The following is an 18,973-nucleotide window of genomic DNA, read 5'->3' on the forward strand; positions in this document are numbered from 1 at the left end:
CATGTTGGATGGTAGGAAGTCGACCGGGAAGCCCGAGAACCGTCCGGGCGTTCCGGGAACCCGCGTTCTCGTCCTCGAACCGGCGGTTCTGGTTCGTGAAGTTGCGATCCTGGTCCGCGAACCCACGCCGGCCATCACCAAAACCTATGGGTTGGCCACCAAGACCTGCCCGGCGGTCACGAAGGCGTGGGCCGAGGTCGTGTTCCCTTGAGCTCTTGCCATGTTCCTTCACGCCTTCGTCGTGTTCCCTCACGCCATTGCCATGTCCCTTCACGCTTTGGCCATGTTCCTTCACGGCTTGGTTGTGATCCTTCACGCTCTCGCCGTGTTGCCTCGAGCGATCACGGCCGTGGTGCACGCCCTTCTCGCCCCCGGCCGGGCTGCCGCGGCCTCCGGTTGGTGGAGTGGAGGGGGTCGTGGGGGGGCGGGGGGTCGTGGGGGTGATCCCCGGGCGTCGCCCGCGGATCCGTGATAAGCTTCTCCCGGCCATCCGTGGGGGGCCGCCCCGAGCACCACCGGCCGGGCCAAGAAAAGGGGATCGGTATGACACGATCGAGGATTCGCATGGCACGATCGAGGATCGGGGCCGGCGGCCGTTCGATGGCCGCGGCGGCGTGCATCGCAACGCTGGCGCTCGTGCCGTCGGTCGCGTACGGCCAATGGGAGTACACCAACTTGCAGGTGCCCGGCGAGCCCTTCGCGTCCGCGCATGGGATCGACGGCGGCGTTCCCGTGGGCAGCAACGGCGAGGCCGGGTTCTGGAGCGAGTACACGCCCGATTCTTTCGTAAGCCTCCAGCCCCCGTCGCTGCAGCACGGCTCGCAGTGCCTGGGTGCGCACGAGGGACAGCAGGTCGGGTCAGTGAACTACTTGCGATCTTTCTATGGGATCTATGAGAATCGTGCGAGCCTGTGGAGCGGGTCGGCGGACACGTGGGTCAGCCTGCACACCCAGGATCGCCACGGGATCTCGCACTCCACGGCGGTTGCCACCCACGGCGGGCAGCAGGTCGGCTGGACCTGGACCGAGCCGGTCACCGAGCGCGCCGCGCTGTGGACCGGCACGGCGGCCTCGGTGGTCGATCTCATGCCCGCGGGCGCTCGGGTGTCGCTGGCCCTGGGCGTTCACGACGGCGTGCAGGTCGGTAGCGCGTTGTTCGACGAGACGCGGCGCGCGGGGCTCTGGCGGGGCACCGCCGATTCCTGGGTCGACCTCCACCCCGCCGGCGCCTCGCGGTCCTCCGCCAATGCCGCCGACGCGGGCATCCAGGGGGGCGAAGTGTGGATCGATGGCGTGTCGCACGCGGCCCTGTGGCGCGGCACGGCCGAGTCGTGGGAGAACCTGGGCCCGGGCGTCATCTACGCGATGCACGATGGGTGGCAGGTGGGCGTGGAGGTCAACCAGCCGCTCGTCTGGAACGGCACCGCCGCCTCGCGTGAACCGCTGCCGATCCCCGATGGGTTCGATCGCGTGGTCACCACGGATATCTGGCACGACGGCCAGACGCTCTACGTCGTGGGCCAGGCGCGAGGAACGTTTACCCAAGCGGCGCATGTGTGGACCAGGCCGATGGCGGCGTGCCGCGCCGACTTGGACGGCGACGGATCGCTGACCATCTTCGACTTCCTGGCGTTCCAGAACCTCTTCGACACGGGCGACCCTATCGCCGACTTCGACGGCGACGGCGAGTTGACGATCTTCGACTTCCTGGCCTTCCAGAACGCCTTCGACGCCGGCTGCCCGTAAACACGAAAGGCGGGCCCGACCCGAAAGCCAGAGCCCGCCCGAGAGAGCAAGGGTTGAGTCGTGTGTGGGGGGTCAGGCGTGGGTGGCCTGGCCGTTCCCAGCAGCCTGCATGATCTCGTCGAGGTTCACGCCCAGCTTGTCGGCCACACGCTTGCCGTAATCCTCATCGGCGCGGAAGAAGTGGCAGAGCTGCCGCATCTGCACTTCCTTCCTGGCCTGCCCCAACACACCGGCGATGCGCGTCGCCAGACGGTCCTTGTGGGCGTCGTCGAACATCCGGTACAGGTTGCCCGGCTGGGTGTAGTCGTCATGATCGACGGTGCTGTCGAAGCGGTCGACGGTCGTCTGCCCCAGGTCCCAAGCCGGGTCCTTGTACTGCGGCTCGGTGTCGGGCATGCCCTGCCGGCTGCTCGGCCAGTAGTTCGGCCGGCTGCCGTAGCTCTCGGCGGTGGCCATCTGCCCGTCGCGCTGGCTGTTGAAGACCGGGCACCTGGGCTTGTTGACCGGCAACTGGTGGTAGTTGTTACCCACGCGGTAGCGGTGGGCGTCGGCGTAGCTCATGAGCCGCGCTTGCAGCATCTTGTCGGGGCTCGGGCCGATGCCCGGCACCAGAGCGCTGGGGCTGTAGCTGGCCTGCTCGATCTCGGCGTGATAGTTCTCGGCGTTGCGGTTGAGTTCCAGCACGCCCACCTCGTGCAGCGGGAAGTCGTCGTGCGGCCAGACCTTGGTCAGGTCGAAGGGGTTCCAGCCGGTCTTCTTCTCCCAGGCGTCGGCCTCGCCCTGGGTCATGGCCTGGACCTTCATGGTCCACTTGGGGTAGTCGCCCTTCTTGATGGCCTCGAAGAGATCCTTCTGGGAGCTCTCGCGATCCTGGCCGATGAGCTCGTCGCCCTCCTCGTCCATCAGGTTCTCGCAGCCCTGCTGGCTCTTGAAGTGGAACTTGCACCACACCCTCTCGCCGTCCTTGTTGATGAAGCTGTACGTGTGGCTGCCGAAGCCGTGCATGTGGCGGTAGCCCACCGGCCGGCCGCGATCGCTGAACAGGATGGTCACCTGGTGCAGGCTCTCGGGGCACAGGCTCCAGAAGTCCCACTGCATGTCCATGTCGCGCAGGTTCGTCTTGGGGTCGCGCTTCTGGGTGTGGATGAAGTTCTGGAACTTGTACGGGTCGCGCACGAAGAACACGGGCGTGTTGTTGCCCACCATGTCCCAGTTGCCCTCGTCGGTGTAGAACTTCAGCGCGAACCCACGCACGTCACGTTCGGCGTCGGCCGCCCCGCGCTCGCCCGCCACTGTGCTGAACCGCGAGATGACCTCGGTGGTCTTGCCCACCTTGCTCAGGAAGTCGGCCTTGGTCCACTTGCTGATGTCGTGGGTGACGGTGAACGTGCCATACGCCCCGCTGCCCTTGGCATGCACCGAACGCTCGGGGATGCGCTCGCGGTTGAAGTGCTGCATCTGCTCGAGCAACTGCACGTCCTGCATCAGCAGCGGGCCCCTTGAGCCGGCGGTCATCGCCTGCTGCATGCCGATGGGGTTGCCGTCCGCGGTGGTCATCACCGGGCACTTGCCCTGGCCGTGCTTGCCGTCGGTGCTCTTGGGGGTCGTCATGGGTTGGGGCCTCCTCTTTACAGAGCTTTTTACCGAGAGTGGTCATGGCCGTAGATTAGAATCATTCTAATACAAAGCTGGAATGGTTCTCAAAGAGCATGCGGCCGTCCGGGCAAACAATTACTTTCAGGCATCCGCGTCGAAGCACGCCCACGCCTCTTTTTGAGAGATAGCCTGCCCCGGCGCGATGCCTTCCTCCCGGGGCATGCCCGCCCGCCCCCGGTGTGTCGCCGCCAGGATCGAATCCTCCGGGTCGGGCCGCACGATGGGAGTGTCACTGCCGAACATGATGTCGCGGCCCGGCGTCATGCCACTGTCGATCAGTTCGCGCAGTGGCAGCACGCGCTCCAGCCGATCGGGGCACGCACGCCGCAACGCTTCGATGTCATACAGCAAGTGGCACGGCTGCACGCTGGCGATGACCCCAAGCTCGGCAAACCGTGGCACGTCCGCCTCGTCGATCACCTCGGCGTGCTCGATGCGCACCGTGCCACGCGGCACCCTCGCCCGCTGCGTCGCGTCCAACACCGCCCGCACCGCCGCATCGCCGATGGCGTGGGCCGCCAGCTGCACGCCCTCGCTCGCGCACAGCCGGATGGCGTCCTCGATCGCCTTGTCGCTCATCAGTTGCATGCCGCTCGGGTGCTCGCTCCGCCCGTCGGCGAAGGGGTGGAGCATCCAGGCCGTACGCGAGTTGAGCGTGCCGTCGACGAAGATCTTGCCGCCGCCAAGGCGGATCTGGTCGGATTGCCAGTCGTGGCGAGTCTTGAGGGTCTCGGGGAGGTCTTGGACGAGGGGATACAGCACAAACTCCACTGGGCTGTTGCCCAAAACCCCGGCCAGTGCCCTGCCGAGCCCGACTTGGGCTTTCATGTCATGGATACGGACGAAGCCATGCTCGGCCAAGTCCCAGATCGCACTCTCGAGCACGGCCGTATCGATGCCCTGGGGTTCCAGATGATTCCAGGCCATGCCGGCCGCCGCTTCGTATAGAACGCCCGAGAGCCTGCCATCGGCCAGCCGACCGATCTGGCCACCCTCGGGATCGGCACTGCTGGCGTCGATACCCACGGCCTGCATGGCGTGCGAGTTCACCATCATCGCGTGGTAGTCGAAGCACCACACTGCGACCGCTGCTTTGGGGCTGGCTTGGTCGAGCAATTCGAGCGTCGGCCAGCCCGGCTCGATCCACGCCTCGGGCCGCGCACCGTGAGCAAGCACGAGCGACGAACCTACCGCCGCGTCCGCGATCGCGTCGAGCATTTCCTGGGCGGTCGTGCACCGTTCCAGTTGGACCATCTCGAGCGAACGACCGTGCGCGAACACATGGCCATGTGCTTCTCGCAATTTCGTGGGCCGCTCACCCATCCAGCACCTCCCCGATCGCCGCCCGGGCCGCGGCCTCGTCCATCGCCGGTTCATCGAACCCAAGCCGGAGTACGTCGAACGCCGCCTTGACATGCACGCCCGAGTCGTCCACCCCGACCGCGACGGGCGACTCGGGCCGCACGCCGGTCAGCCGAGCGCACGCCTCGGCCAGCCTCGCCTTGTCACTATTCAGCAGCTTGCACAGCGCGGGCACCGCCGACCGCAGCGGATTCGGTGTCAGCACCTCCTCGGCCACGCGCGTCCGACCATCGCCGCCGGCGTACCGAGCGAACGAGATCGCAAGCGACACTAACCGACACTTTGGCGGCGTCGAGCCGTGGTACGCCAGCCAGCGGTCGGCCTCGATCTCGTCGGGCTCGGGCAGGTCGCCCTGAGAGCCATCAACCGGTTCGAGGCACAGCTCAATCGCTGGGTCCAGTTCCTGCGGAGCGGCGAATGACCATTGGCCCGCCTCGTCCAGATCGCGGTGCATCGGCAGTGTCACCGAGCCGCCCCGCTCGGCCGCGACCAGCCGGCACGGCTCGGCCCCGGCCTCGCACACCAGCACGCCCGCGAGGTTGGCCAGCATCCGGCTGCGGGCTTGCCGGCATTCATCAACGTTCGCCTGTGACATGGGCGATTGTTGCCCGACGCGAGCCACGGCGCGTGCGCCAACAAAAAGCGACGATCCGGCGTGAACCGGACCGTCGCAAAGCATCACTGGGATGTACGTCTCGATGACTCCGCCGGAGCGGACTCAAGACGCTCCTGAACTCACCGGCGGACGGTGGAGCGGCGTGTGGCCTTCTTCCGGGTCGCCTTCTTGCGTGTGGCCTTCTTCCGGGTACCAGCCTTGCGTGCGGCCTTCTTCCGGGTTGCCTTCTTCCGGGTGGTCTTCTTAGCGGCCTTCTTGCGGGTCGCCTTCTTGCGTGTGGCCTTCTTCCGGGTGGTCTTCTTGGCGGCCTTCTTGCGAGTCGCCTTCTTCCGGGTGGTCTTCTTGGCCGCCTTCTTGCGTGTGGCCTTCTTCCGGGTGGTCTTCTTGGCGGCCTTCTTACGGGCACCAGTCTTCCGGGCGGCGGTCTTGCGAGTGGCCTTCTTGCGGGTCGATTTCTTACGCGTGGTCTTCTTGGCCGCCTTCTTGCGGGTGGCCTTCTTCCTTGCGGCTTTCTTCGCCATGAGCAAACTCCTGCTCTGATGCCCGGCTTCGCCTTGTCACTACACGCGCCGAAAATTGCGGGCCGGGCATCTCCGCGGACAAAGGGCGCGCGCAGCGTGTATCGGGTCTGTTACCCATACGGCTTGAGTAGTCTACAAGAACTTTCCGATTCGTCCACATTTTTTTCGAGTCCCGCTCACGCCCGAACGACCAACGACGCCCCGCGCAACACGCGCCCATCGTCGTGGTCGTGGGCGCGTCGGGCACCGTTGGCGATCGTGTTGTCACGCTGTCTTCGCTCGACGATCAGTTCGCTGCCACGGCACGCATCAATCGCGATCATCCGCGCGCGCAAGCGCTCGATGCCGATCAAAAAATCACGAATTCCTCGTAAATTTCTCGAATTTCCACGCTGTGCATGACTCGAGCCAGCACGCTCGCACACACCCGGCACCATCGTTTGCGGGCACGACCACGCTCGGGCGCGAACACCTGGAGGCGCTCGCGAGACCGGCTGCCGACGCATCGGTTCTGGTTGTGCCCAACACGTCCGCGGGGTGCGTCATACGCATCCAGATGGTCCGAAAAATTTCTTGCACGAAATGCAAAAATTTTTGTTCGTCAATCACTGAATGGCACCGTTCCGGTAAGGTTGAGACCCCATACGGTACCGTCGGCGCGCTGCGCGAGCAGATCGAAAACACGCAATATGGGGCGCGCACTTCGGTCCACACGCCGTCGCATCGGTTCGCGCAGCGGGTGCCGTTACCAAGTATCTCGCCCGTTTCGACGGCGCCGATGAGACGATCGAGCCAACACACAAGCCCCAATCACCGGGCCACTGTTGCGCGCGGCGTCCACCGCGCCGCGGAGTGGCTCGTCGACCGGAAACCGGGCGTTGGACGACACGACGCACAACGCTGGCATTGACCCCAAATGGCCCCCCAGGGGCCCTGAGAGCACGCCTAGAGCGGTTTTTGGGGCTCCTGCGCGGGATCGGCGGGGGTCTTTGATGGGTCATCGGTTGTTTCGGACACCGGCTGCTCTGCAACCGGATCGGGCTCGCTCTGGTGCCGGGTTTCGGGTTCGGGCATAGCGGGGGCTTCGCTCTCTGGATCGACGCGACGCACCTTCACCACGTTGTCTGGCGCGGCGACGGCACCCGTCGACTCGGCCATCTGCCGCACACGCTCGGAGATCTCGCGCAGCCGCTCCGCTTCGTCGTGTTCCTGTTCGGCGTTGCGCAGGCCGCCCTCGGGGGCCAGCGTCGCCAGGAACACGCCGTTCACGCGATTGTACAACGCGAGCGTTTCATCCTCGTTGATCTGGGGCGCAACTCTTGCGCGTACCACGCCCCGATACGGGTTGTACCAGAAGCTCGCGGCCTTCTGGCCGCCCATGTCGAACGCGACGGGATCGGCTGGATGGTCGCGGTCGGCGTCTTCGGCGGGCGCGAGTTCCACCCAGGGGCGATCGCCGGTCAGCAGGTGGTTGCGGGGCGGGTCGTCTTCAAACCAGTGGCCCTCGATCGTGTTGGGCCACCCGCGGCCGTTGACAGCCACGCCACTGGTTGTCGCTTGGACCTTCAGGACCTCGTGAAAGTGCGCAAGCGACAGCTCGGTGCGTACCACTACGCTCTCGACCGACTCGCTGCGGGTCTGCTGGATCACCACGAGCGTGACCACCACCAGGCACAGGCCCAGGGCGACCACGTCCACAATCCGGCGCAGGTTGGAGCGTTCCTTCGACATCGCGACCCTCTTCTAGATAAGTAAGAGATCGGCCCTGGCCCCGCCTCTCTTGTGGCTCGCTGGCCCGCGTCCGCGAGGATTGGGTAATTTCGCGATGATCGTGCCGGTCCTGCCGCGTCCGGCCCGCCCCGTCAGCGTCCGCTAAACTGCGCCCACCTATGGCTATCGAGATCCGAGAACTGGAATGCGGGGCGGTGCTGCTGGTCGAGCCCATGGCCGGCGTGAAGAGCTGCGCCCTGAATTGGACCCTACCCGCCGGTGCCGCCGCCGAGCCCGAGGGCAAGCTGGGGCTGGCCGGCATCGTCGCCGAGATGGTCCAGAGGGGCGCGGGCGGGCTCAACTCCCGCCAGCACGCCGACGCGCTCGACGCGGCCGGGGTCAGCCGGAGCCTGGACACCGGCGTGCGCACCAGCCGCCTGGCCGCCACCTTCGTGGGCCAGGACCTGGACAAGGCGGTCCCATTGCTGGCCGACATGATCGTGCGCCCGTCCATGGACAAGGACGCCTTCGATCCCGCGAAGAGCCTCGCACTGCAGGAACTCGACGCGCTCGCCGACGATCCGCAGGAATGGGCCGGCGTTGAGGCGATGGCGCGCCACTTGCCTGCACCGCTCAACCGCTCGACCTACGGCACGCGCGAGGGCCTCGAGGCCTGCACCCACGCCGCCGCCCAAGCGTTCCTGAACACAGGGTTCGTGCCGGGTGGCAGCCTCATCGCGCTCGCGGGCGATGTCGATCCGCTACTCGCCCAGGAGACATTAAATAAGGCCCTCGACGGCTGGACGGGCACCGCCAGCGAGCCCATGGCCACCGGCACGCCGCAGCGCGGCCGGGCCCATGTCGACGACGATGGTGCCCAGGTCCAGGTCATGGTGATCCGCGAAGCCCCACGCGATGGCACGCCCGAGGCCGCGTGCGAGCGCCTAGCCACGGCGGTGCTCAGCGGCGGCATGTCGGGCCGGCTGTTTACCGAAGTGCGCGAGAAGCGGGGGCTGTGCTACGCCGTCCACGCCGGCTACACGGCCGAACGCGAGACCGGCTGGCTGACGGCGTACGTGGGCACCACGCCCGAGCGGGCCGCCGAATCGCTCGAGGTGCTCCAGGCCGAACTCGACCGTCTGGCGACGCCGGATGGCGGGCCCACCGAGGAAGAGTTCGAGCGGGCCCGCGTGGGCCTGAAGTCCCGCATCGTCTTCGGCGGCGAATCGACGGGTGCCCGCGCGGGCGCAATGGCCAGCGACTACCGCAAGCTGGCTCGCTGCCGAACGCTCGAGGAGCGTGTCGCCGAGATCGACGCCGTGACGCTGCCCGCCCTGCGCGAGCACCTGGCCAGCTTCGATCGCGGCAACGCCACCGTGCTCACGCTGGGCCAGTCGCTGAATAACCAGCCCGTCAAGGCGGAGGCCTGAGCCCATGCACGCCCTGGCCCTGCGCCGGCTCATCGAGCAGACGCTGGTCGTGCTGCTCATCGCGTTCCTGGGCCTGGCGCTCATCTACCCGATCATCCTGACCATCCGCGGCGGGTTCGCGATCGATCCCAGCGGCGACGGCGGATGGACTCTGACCCACGTCCTGCGCGTGTTCCGAGACCCCGTCACGCGCGAGGGGCTGTTCAACGCGTCGTGGATCGCCACCGGAACGACCCTTCTAAGCGCCGCCATCGCCGTGCCCCTGGCGTTGCTGGCCGCCCGCCACCGCTTCCCGCTCAAGGGCGCCTTCAGCGCCATGATCCTGGTGCCTCTGATTCTCCCGCCGTTCGTCGGCGCCATCGGCTTCCGCGCCATCATGGGCCGTGAGGGCATGATCAACACCCTTCTGGGCACCGACTGGGACGTGATGGGCGAGGCCAAGGGCCTGGGCGTCATCATCGTGCAGGCCTTGCACCTGTATCCAATCCTGTACCTCAACGCCACCGCGGCCCTGGCCAATCTCGACCCGGCAATGAACGAGGCCGCCGAGAACCTGGGTGCGGGCCCGTGGCGCCGTTTCACTAGAATCACGCTGCCGCTCATCCGCCCGGGCCTGTTCGCCGGCGGCACGATCGTTTTCATCTGGGCGTTCACCGAGCTGGGCACGCCGCTCATGTTCGACTACGACCGCGTGACGTCCGTCCAGATCTTCTACGGGCTCAGCGAGGTCGAGGGCTCGGCCCGGCCCTACGCGCTCACGTTCGTGCTGCTGGCCGCTTCCCTCCTCGCGTACGCCGCGGGCAAGCTGGCCTTCGGCCGGCGGGGATACGCCATGAGTACCCGCGCCACGCGCGCCAGTAGCGAGGTGACACTCAAGGGTGCCAAGGGCTGGCTGGCGGCGGCGGCGTTCCTAGTGGTCACGATCCTGGCTGTCGCCCCGCACGTCGGCGTCATCCTCATGAGCTTCAGCGGCGTGGGCCAGTGGTACCAGAGCCTGCTGCCCAAGAGCTTCACGATGGCCCACTTCGGCGTGGCCCTGGGCAGCGACGCCGCCTTCCGCTCGATCGCCAACAGCCTGTTCTACTCGGCCCTGGCCGTGCTGCTGAACGTCTCCATCGGTGTGACGGTGGGCTACCTCATCGTGCGCACGCGGGCGGTCGGGCGAAGCGTGCTCGACACGCTATGCATGCTGCCGCTAGCCGTGCCGGGGCTGGTGCTGGCCTTCGGCTTCGTCGCCGTCAGCCTGGCGTGGCCCTTCCGCGGCACGCTCGATCTGGGATTCACCGAGCTCGGTGCGCCGCTCGATGGCGTGGTGTCGGTCGTGGGCGTGAATCCCAACCCCATCCCCCTGCTCGTGCTGGCCTACGCGGTGCGGCGGCTGCCCTACATCGTGCGCGCCGTGGTGGCGGGGCTCGAGCAGACCAGCGGCGAGATGGAAGAGGCCGCCCTGAACCTGGGTGCCTCGCGGATGCGGGCGATCCGAAGCGTGGTGCTGCCGCTCATCGTGGCCAACATCATCGCCGGGGCGCTGCTCGTGTTCGCCTTCAGCATGCTGGAGGTCTCCGACAGCCTGCTTCTCGCCCAGAAGCAGGACGACTGGCCGATCACCCGGGCGATCTATGCCTTCAGCAACCGCCAGGGCGATGGCCCCTACATCGCCAGCGCCATGGGCGTCTGGGGCATGGCCCTGCTGACCGTGACCCTGGTGGGCGCGAGCGCCCTGCTGGGCAAGAAGATGGGGGCGATCTTCAGGGTCTGAGCAGATTCGATAAGTTTGCTGAAACTAACCTGAGCGACTTCCCATATACCAGTGGACGACGAACTCGTGACCTCCCCAACGGAAAAGGAAGATAGTGATGCGACCGAACACCATGCGAACCCGCCTGCTCATCGGCACCTGCCTTGCGAGCGCAATGCTCCTCGCCCAGGGCTGCGTCTTCTCGATCGGAGGCGGCAAGAAGGAGTACATCGTCGAGGACAAAGCGCCGCTCACCTCGGCCCAGCAGGACCGCGCCCCGGTGGTGCGTTCCAAGGCTGACGTGCCCAGCTTCAGCCAGGCCGAGAACGCGCGACTTGGCAAGCTCGGGCCGGACACGACCGTGGAGGCGTTCCGCAAGATCTTCCCCGAGGCCGTCTTCCGCAGCTCACGCAAGCACGACTCGGGCGACGTGCTCATCTACGAGGTCCGCGACCGTCGCGTGTACCGCTTCGAGAGCTCCAACTTTGGCCACATCCACGACGAGCCGGTGTTCTTCCGCTTCGTCCGCGGCACGCTCGAGGGCTGGCACCACTCGCCCAGCGGCGACGACATCCCCCAGCGCTGGCTCGAGATCAACCTGATCGAGACGGGCGACGACGGCTGAGTTCTCGTCCGAACGAGGCCCCGGCGCAAGCCCGGGCTCTTCTCAATTAGTCCGCCATCACGCATCGCCCCTGCGCCCACTGGCGTAGCTGGGCGACTTTTTCGGCCATCGTCACACTGAGCGGTGGGCTGGCCTTGAGCACGCCCAGCAGGCTCTCGGTCGAGACCTTCTCACGCCGCGAGAACGCCTCGTGCCTCGCGGCGATGATGCCCTGCTCGATCTCGGCGCCGCTGAAGCCATCTGTTGCCTTGACGAGCTTGTCCAGGTCGAAGTCGGCCGCGTCCAGCCGCCGCTTGCGCAGGTGGATCTCCAGGATCGCCCGGCGGCCGTCCTCGCCCGGCAGGTCGACGAAGAAGATCTCGTCGAAGCGGCCCTTGCGCATCAGCTCGGGCGGCAGGCTCTCGATGTCGTTGGCCGTCGCCACGATGAACACCGGCTCGCGGTGCTCCTGCATCCAGGTCAGCAGGCTGCCGAACATGCGTCGGCTGAGCCCGCCGTCGGTGCCGCCCGAGCCCATCGAGGCGAAGCCCTTCTCGATCTCGTCGATCCACAGGATGATCGGGGCCATGAGCTCGGCCTGGTGCAGCGCGGCGCGCAGGCGGCTCTCGCTCGAGCCCACGAAGCGGTCGTACAGGGCCGTGGGGTCGAGCCGGAGCAGCGGCCGCTTCCAGGCGGCGCTGATGGCCTTGGCGCACAGGCTCTTGCCCGCGCCCTGCACGCCCAGCATCAGCACGCCGCGGGGCGAGTCGAGCCCGTGCTCCTCGGCCTCGGCCTCGGTGGTCAGCAGCCGGCTGGAGAGCCAGCTCTTGAGCGTCTTGAGCCCGCCGATGTCTTCGAGGGTCGCGGGGGCCTCGATGAACTCGAGCAAGCCATCGGCCCGGACGTACTCGCGTTTGCGCGCGACGATGCGGGGCAAGTCGCCGCTGTCGAAGCGCTGGTCGTCGCGGACGACCTCGGCCACGATGTTCTTGATCTGCCGGCGAGTGAGCCCGCGCAAGTTGCGAATCATCGCGTCCCACTCGCTGCGCTTGACGTCGACTTCAATTGGAGTGTGGCGGTGGTGGGCGCGCAGCTGCGTGCGCACGAGCCGTTCGATCTCGTCGGTCTCGGGCGGCATGATCTCGAACTCGGCCGCGTACTGGCGGAGCACCGGCTCCTTGATGCGCTCGTGGTCGATGAGCACGATGAGCTGGGCCTGCTCGTTGGCGCGAAACAGAGCCTCGCGCAGCGCCCGAGCCACCTTCACCTCGTCGATGTGGTGGCCCAGGTCGAGCATCACGTACACGCCCGGCTGGCGATTGCCTGCGATCTGCCGCAGGGCCTTCTCGGGAGCCGCGGTGTCGCTCGCCCGGCCGTCGTCCTCAACGGCCGCGTCCTGCAACCCGCCGGTGAGCGTCCAGCGGTGGCACACCATGCCCTGGTCGGCGGCGGTATCCCGCACGAGGTCGAGGGCGTAGACCTCCTCAGCGGTGGCGATGGTGATCGCCGGCTGGCTGGTAACACGCATCAGCCCCCGGAGCCGGTCTAGGTTGCTCTCGCCCATATCGCCCAGCATAAGCATGCCGGGTCGTCGTGTACGTATATGGCCCGATAAACCGTCAGACGTCAGAAACACGACATCACGGCGGGCTCGCGTTGGCCCGAAGCGAGCAATCGTGGTAGGTTGCACAAGTCGGGCGGGCTGTTGCCGTAACGCCTCGTGAGAGGGGGGGCTAACCCCCCGCGTACCCATGACCCGGAGCATGCCTGCCTGTGTGCTCATGTTCGGGTCTTGTCAACCCGTCCCGCTCGAGACCAAGCTCGGCGGGGCACATCCGGGGAGGTTGATCTTCATGATCGGACGTTCTTTGACTCGCGGGTCCGCCGCGAGCGTGTTGGCGTGTGCGGTGGCGTTTTTCGCCTCGGCCACGGTTTCGCTGGCCCAGGGCTCTTTGTCGCAAGAGGGCGCACCCGCCGCGAGCGGGCCGCAATCGCCGCTCGTCTTCGATGACCTGATCGAGTACTCGATCGAGCGGATGGGCTTCAACGTCGATGCCCAGGGCTCGATCAGCACGTCGGTCATGCTCGGCGAGCAGGCCGTGTCGATCGACCTGTGGCCGCACAGCCTGCGCTCGCCCGACTTCCAGGTGCTGGCGCAGCAGGCCGATGGCTCGCTGAAGCGCATCGTGCCGCCCGCCCCCACGACGTATCGCGGGGTTGTCGAGGGTGTGCCCGGCAGCAGCATCACCGCCGGCTTCTTCGAGGGCTCGCTCTCGGCCGTCATCTCGCTCGGCGAGGGCGCTGGGGGCACCTGGATCGTCCAGCCCCTGAGCGAGCGCGTGCCCGGGGCGGACGCTTCGTTGCATGTCGTCCACCTCAACGCAGACGACATCTCGGCCGTTGGCGGTGTCTGCGGTACGGTGGATAACCCACTTGGCGGCTTGTTCAACAACGAGAATCCCGACGGTCCCGGTGTGGATGAGACGCTGTTGCTCGAGTTGGCCATCGACGCCGACCACGAGTTCTACCTCCTCCGCGGTTCGTCCGAGGCGTCGGTCACTTCGGCCGTGGAGGCCCAGGTGAACGCGGTCTCGAACATCTACGAGCGTGACGTGGACACGGCCATCGAGATCACCACGATTATCATCCGGTCGGATCCCGACGATCCGTACACCACGTCCGATGGTGGTGGCCTGCTTAACCAGATGACCAACTGGTGGCGCACGCGTCACTCGACCGTCCGTCGCGATACGGCTTCGTTGATCAGCGGGCGGAACTTCGCCGGTGGCACGCTGGGCGTGGCCTGGCTGTCGGGCACCTGCACGACCACCCGCGGATACAACGTAAACCAGTATGTTTCGCTCGGCACGGGGGCCCGCATCGCGGTCCATGCCCACGAGTTGGGGCACAACAACAACGCCCCGCACTGTTCCGGCGGCGACTGCCGCATCATGTGCGCAGGTATCGGCGGGTGCGCGGGCGACATCAGCCGCTTCGGCAACTCGTCGAAGAACATCATCCGCAACTTCCTGGACGCGGTGCCGTGCGTGACCGAGCTCGTGACCGAGCCCGATCCGCAGCCGCTGCCGTTCATCGACAACTTCGACGCGTCGCGTGACCTCGACCCGGACAAGTGGGCCGAGGCTTCATCGGTGCTCATCACCCCGTCGGTGCTCAACCCGTTCACCGCGCCCAACGCCCTGACCTTCCAGCCGGGCGGCACGTTGACCACGACCCGCCACGACGTGCCCGCCCCGGGCGTGAAGCCCTCCTTCGTCAGCATCTGGTCCCAGCACCGCTTCGTGGAGAGCGGCAAGTTCCTCCGCGTCGAGTACTTCTCGACCTTCAACGAGGTCTGGGAGCCGGTGGGTGCGATCCAGTCCGATGGCAGCGACCAGAACCAGTTCGTGCTGAACCAGTGGAAGCTGCCCCTGGAGGCCAGCGGCACCGAGTTCCGGCTGCGCATCTCGGCCATCGGGTCGGACGCCGCCGACGCGTGGTTCATCGATAGCGTCAGCGTCGACGAGTTCTGCCGCATCGACCTGAACATGGACGGTGCAACCAATATCTTCGACTTCCTGGCGTTCCAGACCTTCTTCAGCAGCGGCGATCCTCGGGCCGACTTCAACAACGACACGGTGCTCAACGTGTTCGACTTCCTGGAGTTCCAGAACCAGTTCGGCGCGGGTTGCAACTGATCAACCTCCGGCGACTCGACTGAGCTTCCCTTCGCCCGGCCAGCACCATGCTGGTCGGGCGTTTTCTATTCGGCCAGGGCGTACATTTGGGTGATGACCCCACACGCCCAGACCGTCCGCCCGGCCCAGGGTGCGATCGCGCTCATCGCCCGCGACATCAAGCTGGCGCACTCGGTGTTCGCGTTGCCGTTTGCGGTGCTTGGCGCGTTCATGGTGGCTCCGCGTGTCGGGTCCGGTGGTGTCGATTGGCCCCGCATGGCCGGGTTGCTGGCATTGGTGTTGGTGTGCATGGTGGCGGCCCGGACGTGGGCCATGGTGGTCAACCGCATGGCCGATCGGGCCATCGACGCGGCCAACCCCCGCACCAGGGGGCGCGTGTTCGCCTCGGGCACCTTGCCACCGGCGGCGGGCTGGACAACGCTGGCCGCGTGCGCCGGGCTGTTTTTAGCGGCGTGCGCGCTCTTCGGGGTGTTCTTCGGTAACTGGTGGCCGGCCATCTTGGGCGCGCCCGTGCTGGCGTGGATCGCGTTCTATTCATTCACCAAGCGGTTCACCTGGCTGTGCCACGTGTTCCTGGGCGGGGCGCTGGCGGCCAGCCCGCTGGCCGCGGCGATCGCGGTTGGTGGGATCGAGACACTCTCCAACCCGGCACTCTGGCTGCTGGCGGGCATGGTACTGCTGTGGGTCGCCGGCTTCGACGCGATCTACGCGCTGCAGGACCTGGACTTCGACCGGGAGGCGGGCCTGCGGAGCATCCCAGCACGCTTTGGTTGGAAACGCGCGAACACACTCAGCCGAATCATGCACGTTGGCGCGATTGCTTGCTTGATCGGAGTGTTGATCGCCGATCCAAAGTTCGGCGTGGTCTTCGGTATCGGTGTGGTCGCTGCCATCGCGCTACTGGTGTACGAGCACGTCGTGCTGGCCAAGCGTGGGGCCGCGGGCATCCCGATGGCGTTCTTCACGCTCAACGGCATGGTCAGCGTGCTGCTGGGTATCACCGGCCTCGTTGACGTGCTGGTCTAGGCCGCTCAGCCGAACAGCACGTGGGCGAACGCGAACAGCAGGGTGAGCACGACGGCGTTGTTGAGCGCGTGAGCCACGATGCAGCCGTAGAGCGAGCCGCGCCACGCACGGATCAACGCGAAGTTGAAGCCGATGACCGTGACTGGGATGAGCTGGACGCCCGCGTAGCCGTGCATCATGCCGAACACCAGGGCGCTGAGGATGGCCGCGAGTGGTATGGCCATGCGTGATCGCAGGTGGCGGAACAGCGCGCCGCGGAAGATCAGCTCTTCGCAGAGCGGTGCCCAGATCGTGGCCAGCGCAAAGAGCAGTACCAGGATGAACGGGTCCAGGGAGCGGGCCATCTCCAGGATGGGATTGGAGGGGCCCGCGGCATCGGGATCACTCGGGAAGATCAGCTCTTGGACCCCCAGCAGCACGAGCATGATGCCTACGCCGGCCATCAGGAGTGGCAGCAACGCGAGATAGCCCCCGACGCCCGCGAGGATCTCGACCATCACGCCCTTCGGTGCCCGCAGCCCGAGGTCGTCGCGGAGCTGGCCCCACGAGACGCCGCGGAGCAGCGGCCACAACGGCACGAGCAGCAGCAGCCATTGGGCGAGTGTGCCCAGGAGGCCCGCGACGAGCTCGGCGGTCTCGCCGAACTGTGCCGCGATCGTCTGGGTGGCCGAAATCAACGCGAAGCCCACCACGAACAGCACCGCCGATTCGAGGTACACGCTCCCGCCACGCATGGGCCTGTCCATCGCGACTCGCACACGCTTGCCGGCGATCAGTATGATCGCCGTGATGCCCAGTCCCAGCCCGGCGAGGATGCACACGCCGATGAGCACCATCATGGCGGTCATGAGAACCAAGGGCGGCATCGCGCCGTCGAGCAGCTCCTCGCGGAGTTCGTGGTCTTCAGGCAGCTTGGCAATGCGGGCGAGCTCGCCAAAGTAGCCGTGCCGCTCGATGATGCCTTCGAGCACGTCATCGTCGAGCGCCTCGGCGGCATCGCCCGATTCGGCAATGTCCCGGTAGTAGTCCCTGAGCGTTTGGGCATCGGTCAGCAACTGGGCTTTGCGCGCCTCGTCATCGGGGTCGCCGGGGTAGTAGTACTTCTTTGCTCCACCTTCGAGATCGTTGATAACCCCGTCCAGCCGGTCGGCCGCTTCTTCGGGGCCAACGAGTTCCCCAGCCGCGACGGCGGCGCGGAATTCCTGGAGCGGGGTCATGACCGTCTCGTCGAGTTGCTGCTGGAGGGCCGATGCCGCTGGCGGGTAGCCGTACGCCACACGCGTGCCCAGCCGGGCCGAGATCTCGACATCCTCGCCCTGCGGGGCGGCGATCTTGGACTTGTCGACCTCCGGGCCGCCATACGCCTGGAGTTGCTGCATGACCACCACCAGCGGCAGCACCACGAGCAACACCAGCCACGCCAGGCGGGCCGCCCCGCGAGAGCCCGCGTCGGGTGGGGGCCCGGGTGTCGGCGACGGCGGCTCGGTGGGGGGGTGTAGCTCGCCGGGGGTCTGGTCATGCTCGTCCATCGCCCCAATCATCGGCCAGGGGAGGGGCCCGGGCCACCCCGGGTGGCCAGCCACCTCGCCGGTGGCGGGGGTGTGGGGCTTGACGGGCTGGAGAGCGGGTCTACGCTTCCCCTCACGCCTGACGGTGGTGGCTGGTGGCCATTGCCCCGCCCGGCGGACCGAGATGGTCAATCTTGCACCCCGGCCCACCAGCCTGGGTGCCCGCCCCGCCCGGTAGGCGGCGTATGTGAAGTGCCCCCGGCGACGTTTTTTTGTGTCGCCGGCCGCAGGAGATTGCAATGCGTCGGCAAACCTATATGGCCAAGGCCGGTGAGGTCGAGCAGAATTGGCACGTGGTAGACGCCACGGACCAGGTGCTCGGCCGCATGGCCACCGAGATCGCCCAGGTGCTCATGGGCAAGCATCGCCCCGAGTACACCCCTCACGTGGACACGGGTGACTACGTCGTCGTGACCAACGCCAAGGCCGTGAAGCTCACGGGCCGCAAGGACGCCCAGAGCGTGCGGACCCGCTACACGGGTTACCCCGGCGGCCTCAAGGTCGAGACCTTCGGCTCGCTGCGTGAGCGCCGGCCCGAGATGCTGGTCGAGGACGCCGTCCGTCGCATGCTGCCCAAGAACCGGCTCGGCCGGGTCATGCTCAAGAAGCTCAAGGTGTACGCGGGCGGCGAGCACCCGCATCAGGCCCAGCAACCGGTGGAGATGAAGCTCTAATGGCTGACGAGAACACCCCGACTTCGACCGAAACCACCCCCGGTGCCAGCCAGAGCGGCTCGAGCCTCCTGGGCGGCAGCGCTTTGGCCCAGGCCGTCGCCGCCGACGAGGGCACCGACCAGGGCGGGCCCATGACCCGCAAGGTGCGCGAGGCCGTCCCGCCCGACCGCCACGGCTGGTGGTGGGGCACCGGCCGCCGCAAGAGCGCGGTGGCCCGCGTGCGCATGAAGCCCGCCGCCGACGAGGGCAAGGGCGACGTGCAGATCCAGTGCACCCGCAAGAAGCTCAAGCCCGTCACCGAGTACTTCACCGAGGATCGCGACCGCGCCGACGTGTACTCGCCGCTGGACGTCACCGGCACCAAGGGCCGCTTCGACGTGGTCGTCCGCTGCAACGGCGGCGGCTACATGGGTCAGGCCCAGGCCGTCCGCCTGGGCATCTCCCGCGCCCTGCGCGACTACGACCCGAGCCTCGAGGACGCCCTCCGCGATGCCGGCTTCCTGTCCCGCGACGCCCGCAAGGTCGAGCGCAAGAAGCCCGGCCAGCCCGGTGCCCGCCGCCGCTTCCAGTTCTCGAAGCGGTAAGCACCAATCCAGCAATGCTTTCTTCAACGCCCGGTCATCC

The 18,973-nt window shown here is 67.0% G+C and carries 17 protein-coding genes; 9 read left to right on the forward strand and 8 right to left on the reverse strand.

Annotation, left to right across the window (positions count from 1 at the left end; all coding sequences use genetic code 11):
• Nucleotide 1: 1 nt before the first annotated feature.
• Both NCW75_00610 and NCW75_00615 read left to right on the forward strand, forming a co-directional pair.
• Nucleotides 2-211, forward strand: coding sequence for a hypothetical protein (locus NCW75_00610; protein ID UYV12805.1), 210 nt, complete (start codon nucleotides 2-4; stop codon nucleotides 209-211).
• A 353-nt stretch (nucleotides 212-564) separates the two neighbouring features.
• Nucleotides 565-1,746 (forward strand): hypothetical protein, encoded by a 1,182-nt coding sequence (locus NCW75_00615; protein ID UYV12806.1) that lies wholly within the window; start codon nucleotides 565-567, stop codon nucleotides 1,744-1,746.
• Between the two features lie 72 nt (nucleotides 1,747-1,818).
• On the opposite strand, the gene NCW75_00620 is transcribed toward NCW75_00615, so the two are convergent.
• The 6 genes from NCW75_00620 to NCW75_00645 all read right to left on the reverse strand — a co-directional run bounded on the left by NCW75_00620 (nucleotide 1,819) and on the right by NCW75_00645 (nucleotide 7,632).
• Nucleotides 1,819-3,303: a catalase gene (locus NCW75_00620; GenBank protein UYV14206.1), complete on the reverse strand. Its 1,485-nt coding sequence runs from the start codon at nucleotides 3,301-3,303 to the stop codon at nucleotides 1,819-1,821.
• Between the two features lie 180 nt (nucleotides 3,304-3,483).
• Nucleotides 3,484-4,725, reverse strand: a complete 1,242-nt coding sequence (locus tag NCW75_00625; GenBank protein UYV12807.1) for an amidohydrolase family protein — start codon at nucleotides 4,723-4,725, stop codon at nucleotides 3,484-3,486.
• A complete protein-coding gene (locus NCW75_00630) occupies nucleotides 4,718-5,359 on the reverse strand; it encodes a hypothetical protein (protein UYV12808.1) in 642 nt (213 codons plus the stop codon). The genes NCW75_00625 and NCW75_00630 overlap by 8 nt, the downstream gene beginning before the upstream one ends.
• 140 nt (nucleotides 5,360-5,499) lie before the next feature.
• Nucleotides 5,500-5,901 (reverse strand): hypothetical protein, encoded by a 402-nt coding sequence (locus tag NCW75_00635; GenBank protein ID UYV12809.1) that lies wholly within the window; start codon nucleotides 5,899-5,901, stop codon nucleotides 5,500-5,502.
• A 176-nt stretch (nucleotides 5,902-6,077) separates the two neighbouring features.
• Entirely contained in the window at nucleotides 6,078-6,254 is a 177-nt protein-coding gene (locus tag NCW75_00640; protein ID UYV12810.1) for a hypothetical protein, read from the reverse strand.
• A 592-nt stretch (nucleotides 6,255-6,846) separates the two neighbouring features.
• The gene (locus NCW75_00645; protein ID UYV12811.1) at nucleotides 6,847-7,632 is read right to left on the reverse strand and encodes a hypothetical protein; all 786 of its coding nucleotides are present in this window, start codon (nucleotides 7,630-7,632) and stop codon (nucleotides 6,847-6,849) included.
• 158 nt (nucleotides 7,633-7,790) lie between these two features.
• Between NCW75_00645 and NCW75_00650 the strand changes: the two genes are divergently transcribed.
• The 3 genes from NCW75_00650 (at nucleotide 7,791) to NCW75_00660 (ending at nucleotide 11,404) form a co-directional block, all read left to right on the forward strand.
• Nucleotides 7,791-9,041, forward strand: coding sequence for an insulinase family protein (locus tag NCW75_00650; GenBank protein UYV12812.1), 1,251 nt, complete (start codon nucleotides 7,791-7,793; stop codon nucleotides 9,039-9,041).
• A 4-nt stretch (nucleotides 9,042-9,045) separates the two neighbouring features.
• Nucleotides 9,046-10,800, forward strand: coding sequence for an iron ABC transporter permease (locus NCW75_00655; GenBank protein ID UYV12813.1), 1,755 nt, complete (start codon nucleotides 9,046-9,048; stop codon nucleotides 10,798-10,800).
• A gap of 97 nt (nucleotides 10,801-10,897) precedes the next feature.
• Nucleotides 10,898-11,404 (forward strand): hypothetical protein, encoded by a 507-nt coding sequence (locus NCW75_00660; GenBank protein ID UYV12814.1) that lies wholly within the window; start codon nucleotides 10,898-10,900, stop codon nucleotides 11,402-11,404.
• A gap of 46 nt (nucleotides 11,405-11,450) precedes the next feature.
• Here the strand turns inward: NCW75_00660 and NCW75_00665 are convergent, their stop codons facing one another.
• Nucleotides 11,451-12,947, reverse strand: a complete 1,497-nt coding sequence (locus NCW75_00665; protein UYV12815.1) for an AAA family ATPase — start codon at nucleotides 12,945-12,947, stop codon at nucleotides 11,451-11,453.
• Between the two features lie 289 nt (nucleotides 12,948-13,236).
• Between NCW75_00665 and NCW75_00670 the strand changes: the two genes are divergently transcribed.
• Nucleotides 13,237-15,081 (forward strand): M12 family metallo-peptidase, encoded by a 1,845-nt coding sequence (locus NCW75_00670; protein UYV12816.1) that lies wholly within the window; start codon nucleotides 13,237-13,239, stop codon nucleotides 15,079-15,081.
• Nucleotides 15,082-15,174: 93 nt separating this feature from the next.
• Nucleotides 15,175-16,107 carry a putative 4-hydroxybenzoate polyprenyltransferase gene (ubiA, locus tag NCW75_00675; GenBank protein ID UYV12817.1) on the forward strand — a complete coding sequence of 311 codons (933 nt, stop codon included), beginning with the start codon at nucleotides 15,175-15,177 and terminating at the stop codon, nucleotides 16,105-16,107.
• Between the two features lie 5 nt (nucleotides 16,108-16,112).
• On the opposite strand, the gene NCW75_00680 is transcribed toward ubiA, so the two are convergent.
• Nucleotides 16,113-17,636 carry a CPBP family intramembrane metalloprotease gene (locus NCW75_00680; protein UYV12818.1) on the reverse strand — a complete coding sequence of 508 codons (1,524 nt, stop codon included), beginning with the start codon at nucleotides 17,634-17,636 and terminating at the stop codon, nucleotides 16,113-16,115.
• Between the two features lie 278 nt (nucleotides 17,637-17,914).
• Between NCW75_00680 and rplM the strand changes: the two genes are divergently transcribed.
• Both rplM and rpsI read left to right on the forward strand, forming a co-directional pair.
• The gene (gene rplM, locus NCW75_00685; protein ID UYV12819.1) at nucleotides 17,915-18,349 is read left to right on the forward strand and encodes a 50S ribosomal protein L13; all 435 of its coding nucleotides are present in this window, start codon (nucleotides 17,915-17,917) and stop codon (nucleotides 18,347-18,349) included.
• Between the two features lie 131 nt (nucleotides 18,350-18,480).
• Nucleotides 18,481-18,933 carry a 30S ribosomal protein S9 gene (gene rpsI, locus NCW75_00690; protein ID UYV14207.1) on the forward strand — a complete coding sequence of 151 codons (453 nt, stop codon included), beginning with the start codon at nucleotides 18,481-18,483 and terminating at the stop codon, nucleotides 18,931-18,933.
• Nucleotides 18,934-18,973: the final 40 nt, after the last annotated feature.

Source organism: Phycisphaera sp. (assembly GCA_025916675.1).
Taxonomy (GTDB): domain Bacteria; phylum Planctomycetota; class Phycisphaerae; order Phycisphaerales; family UBA1924; genus JAHCJI01.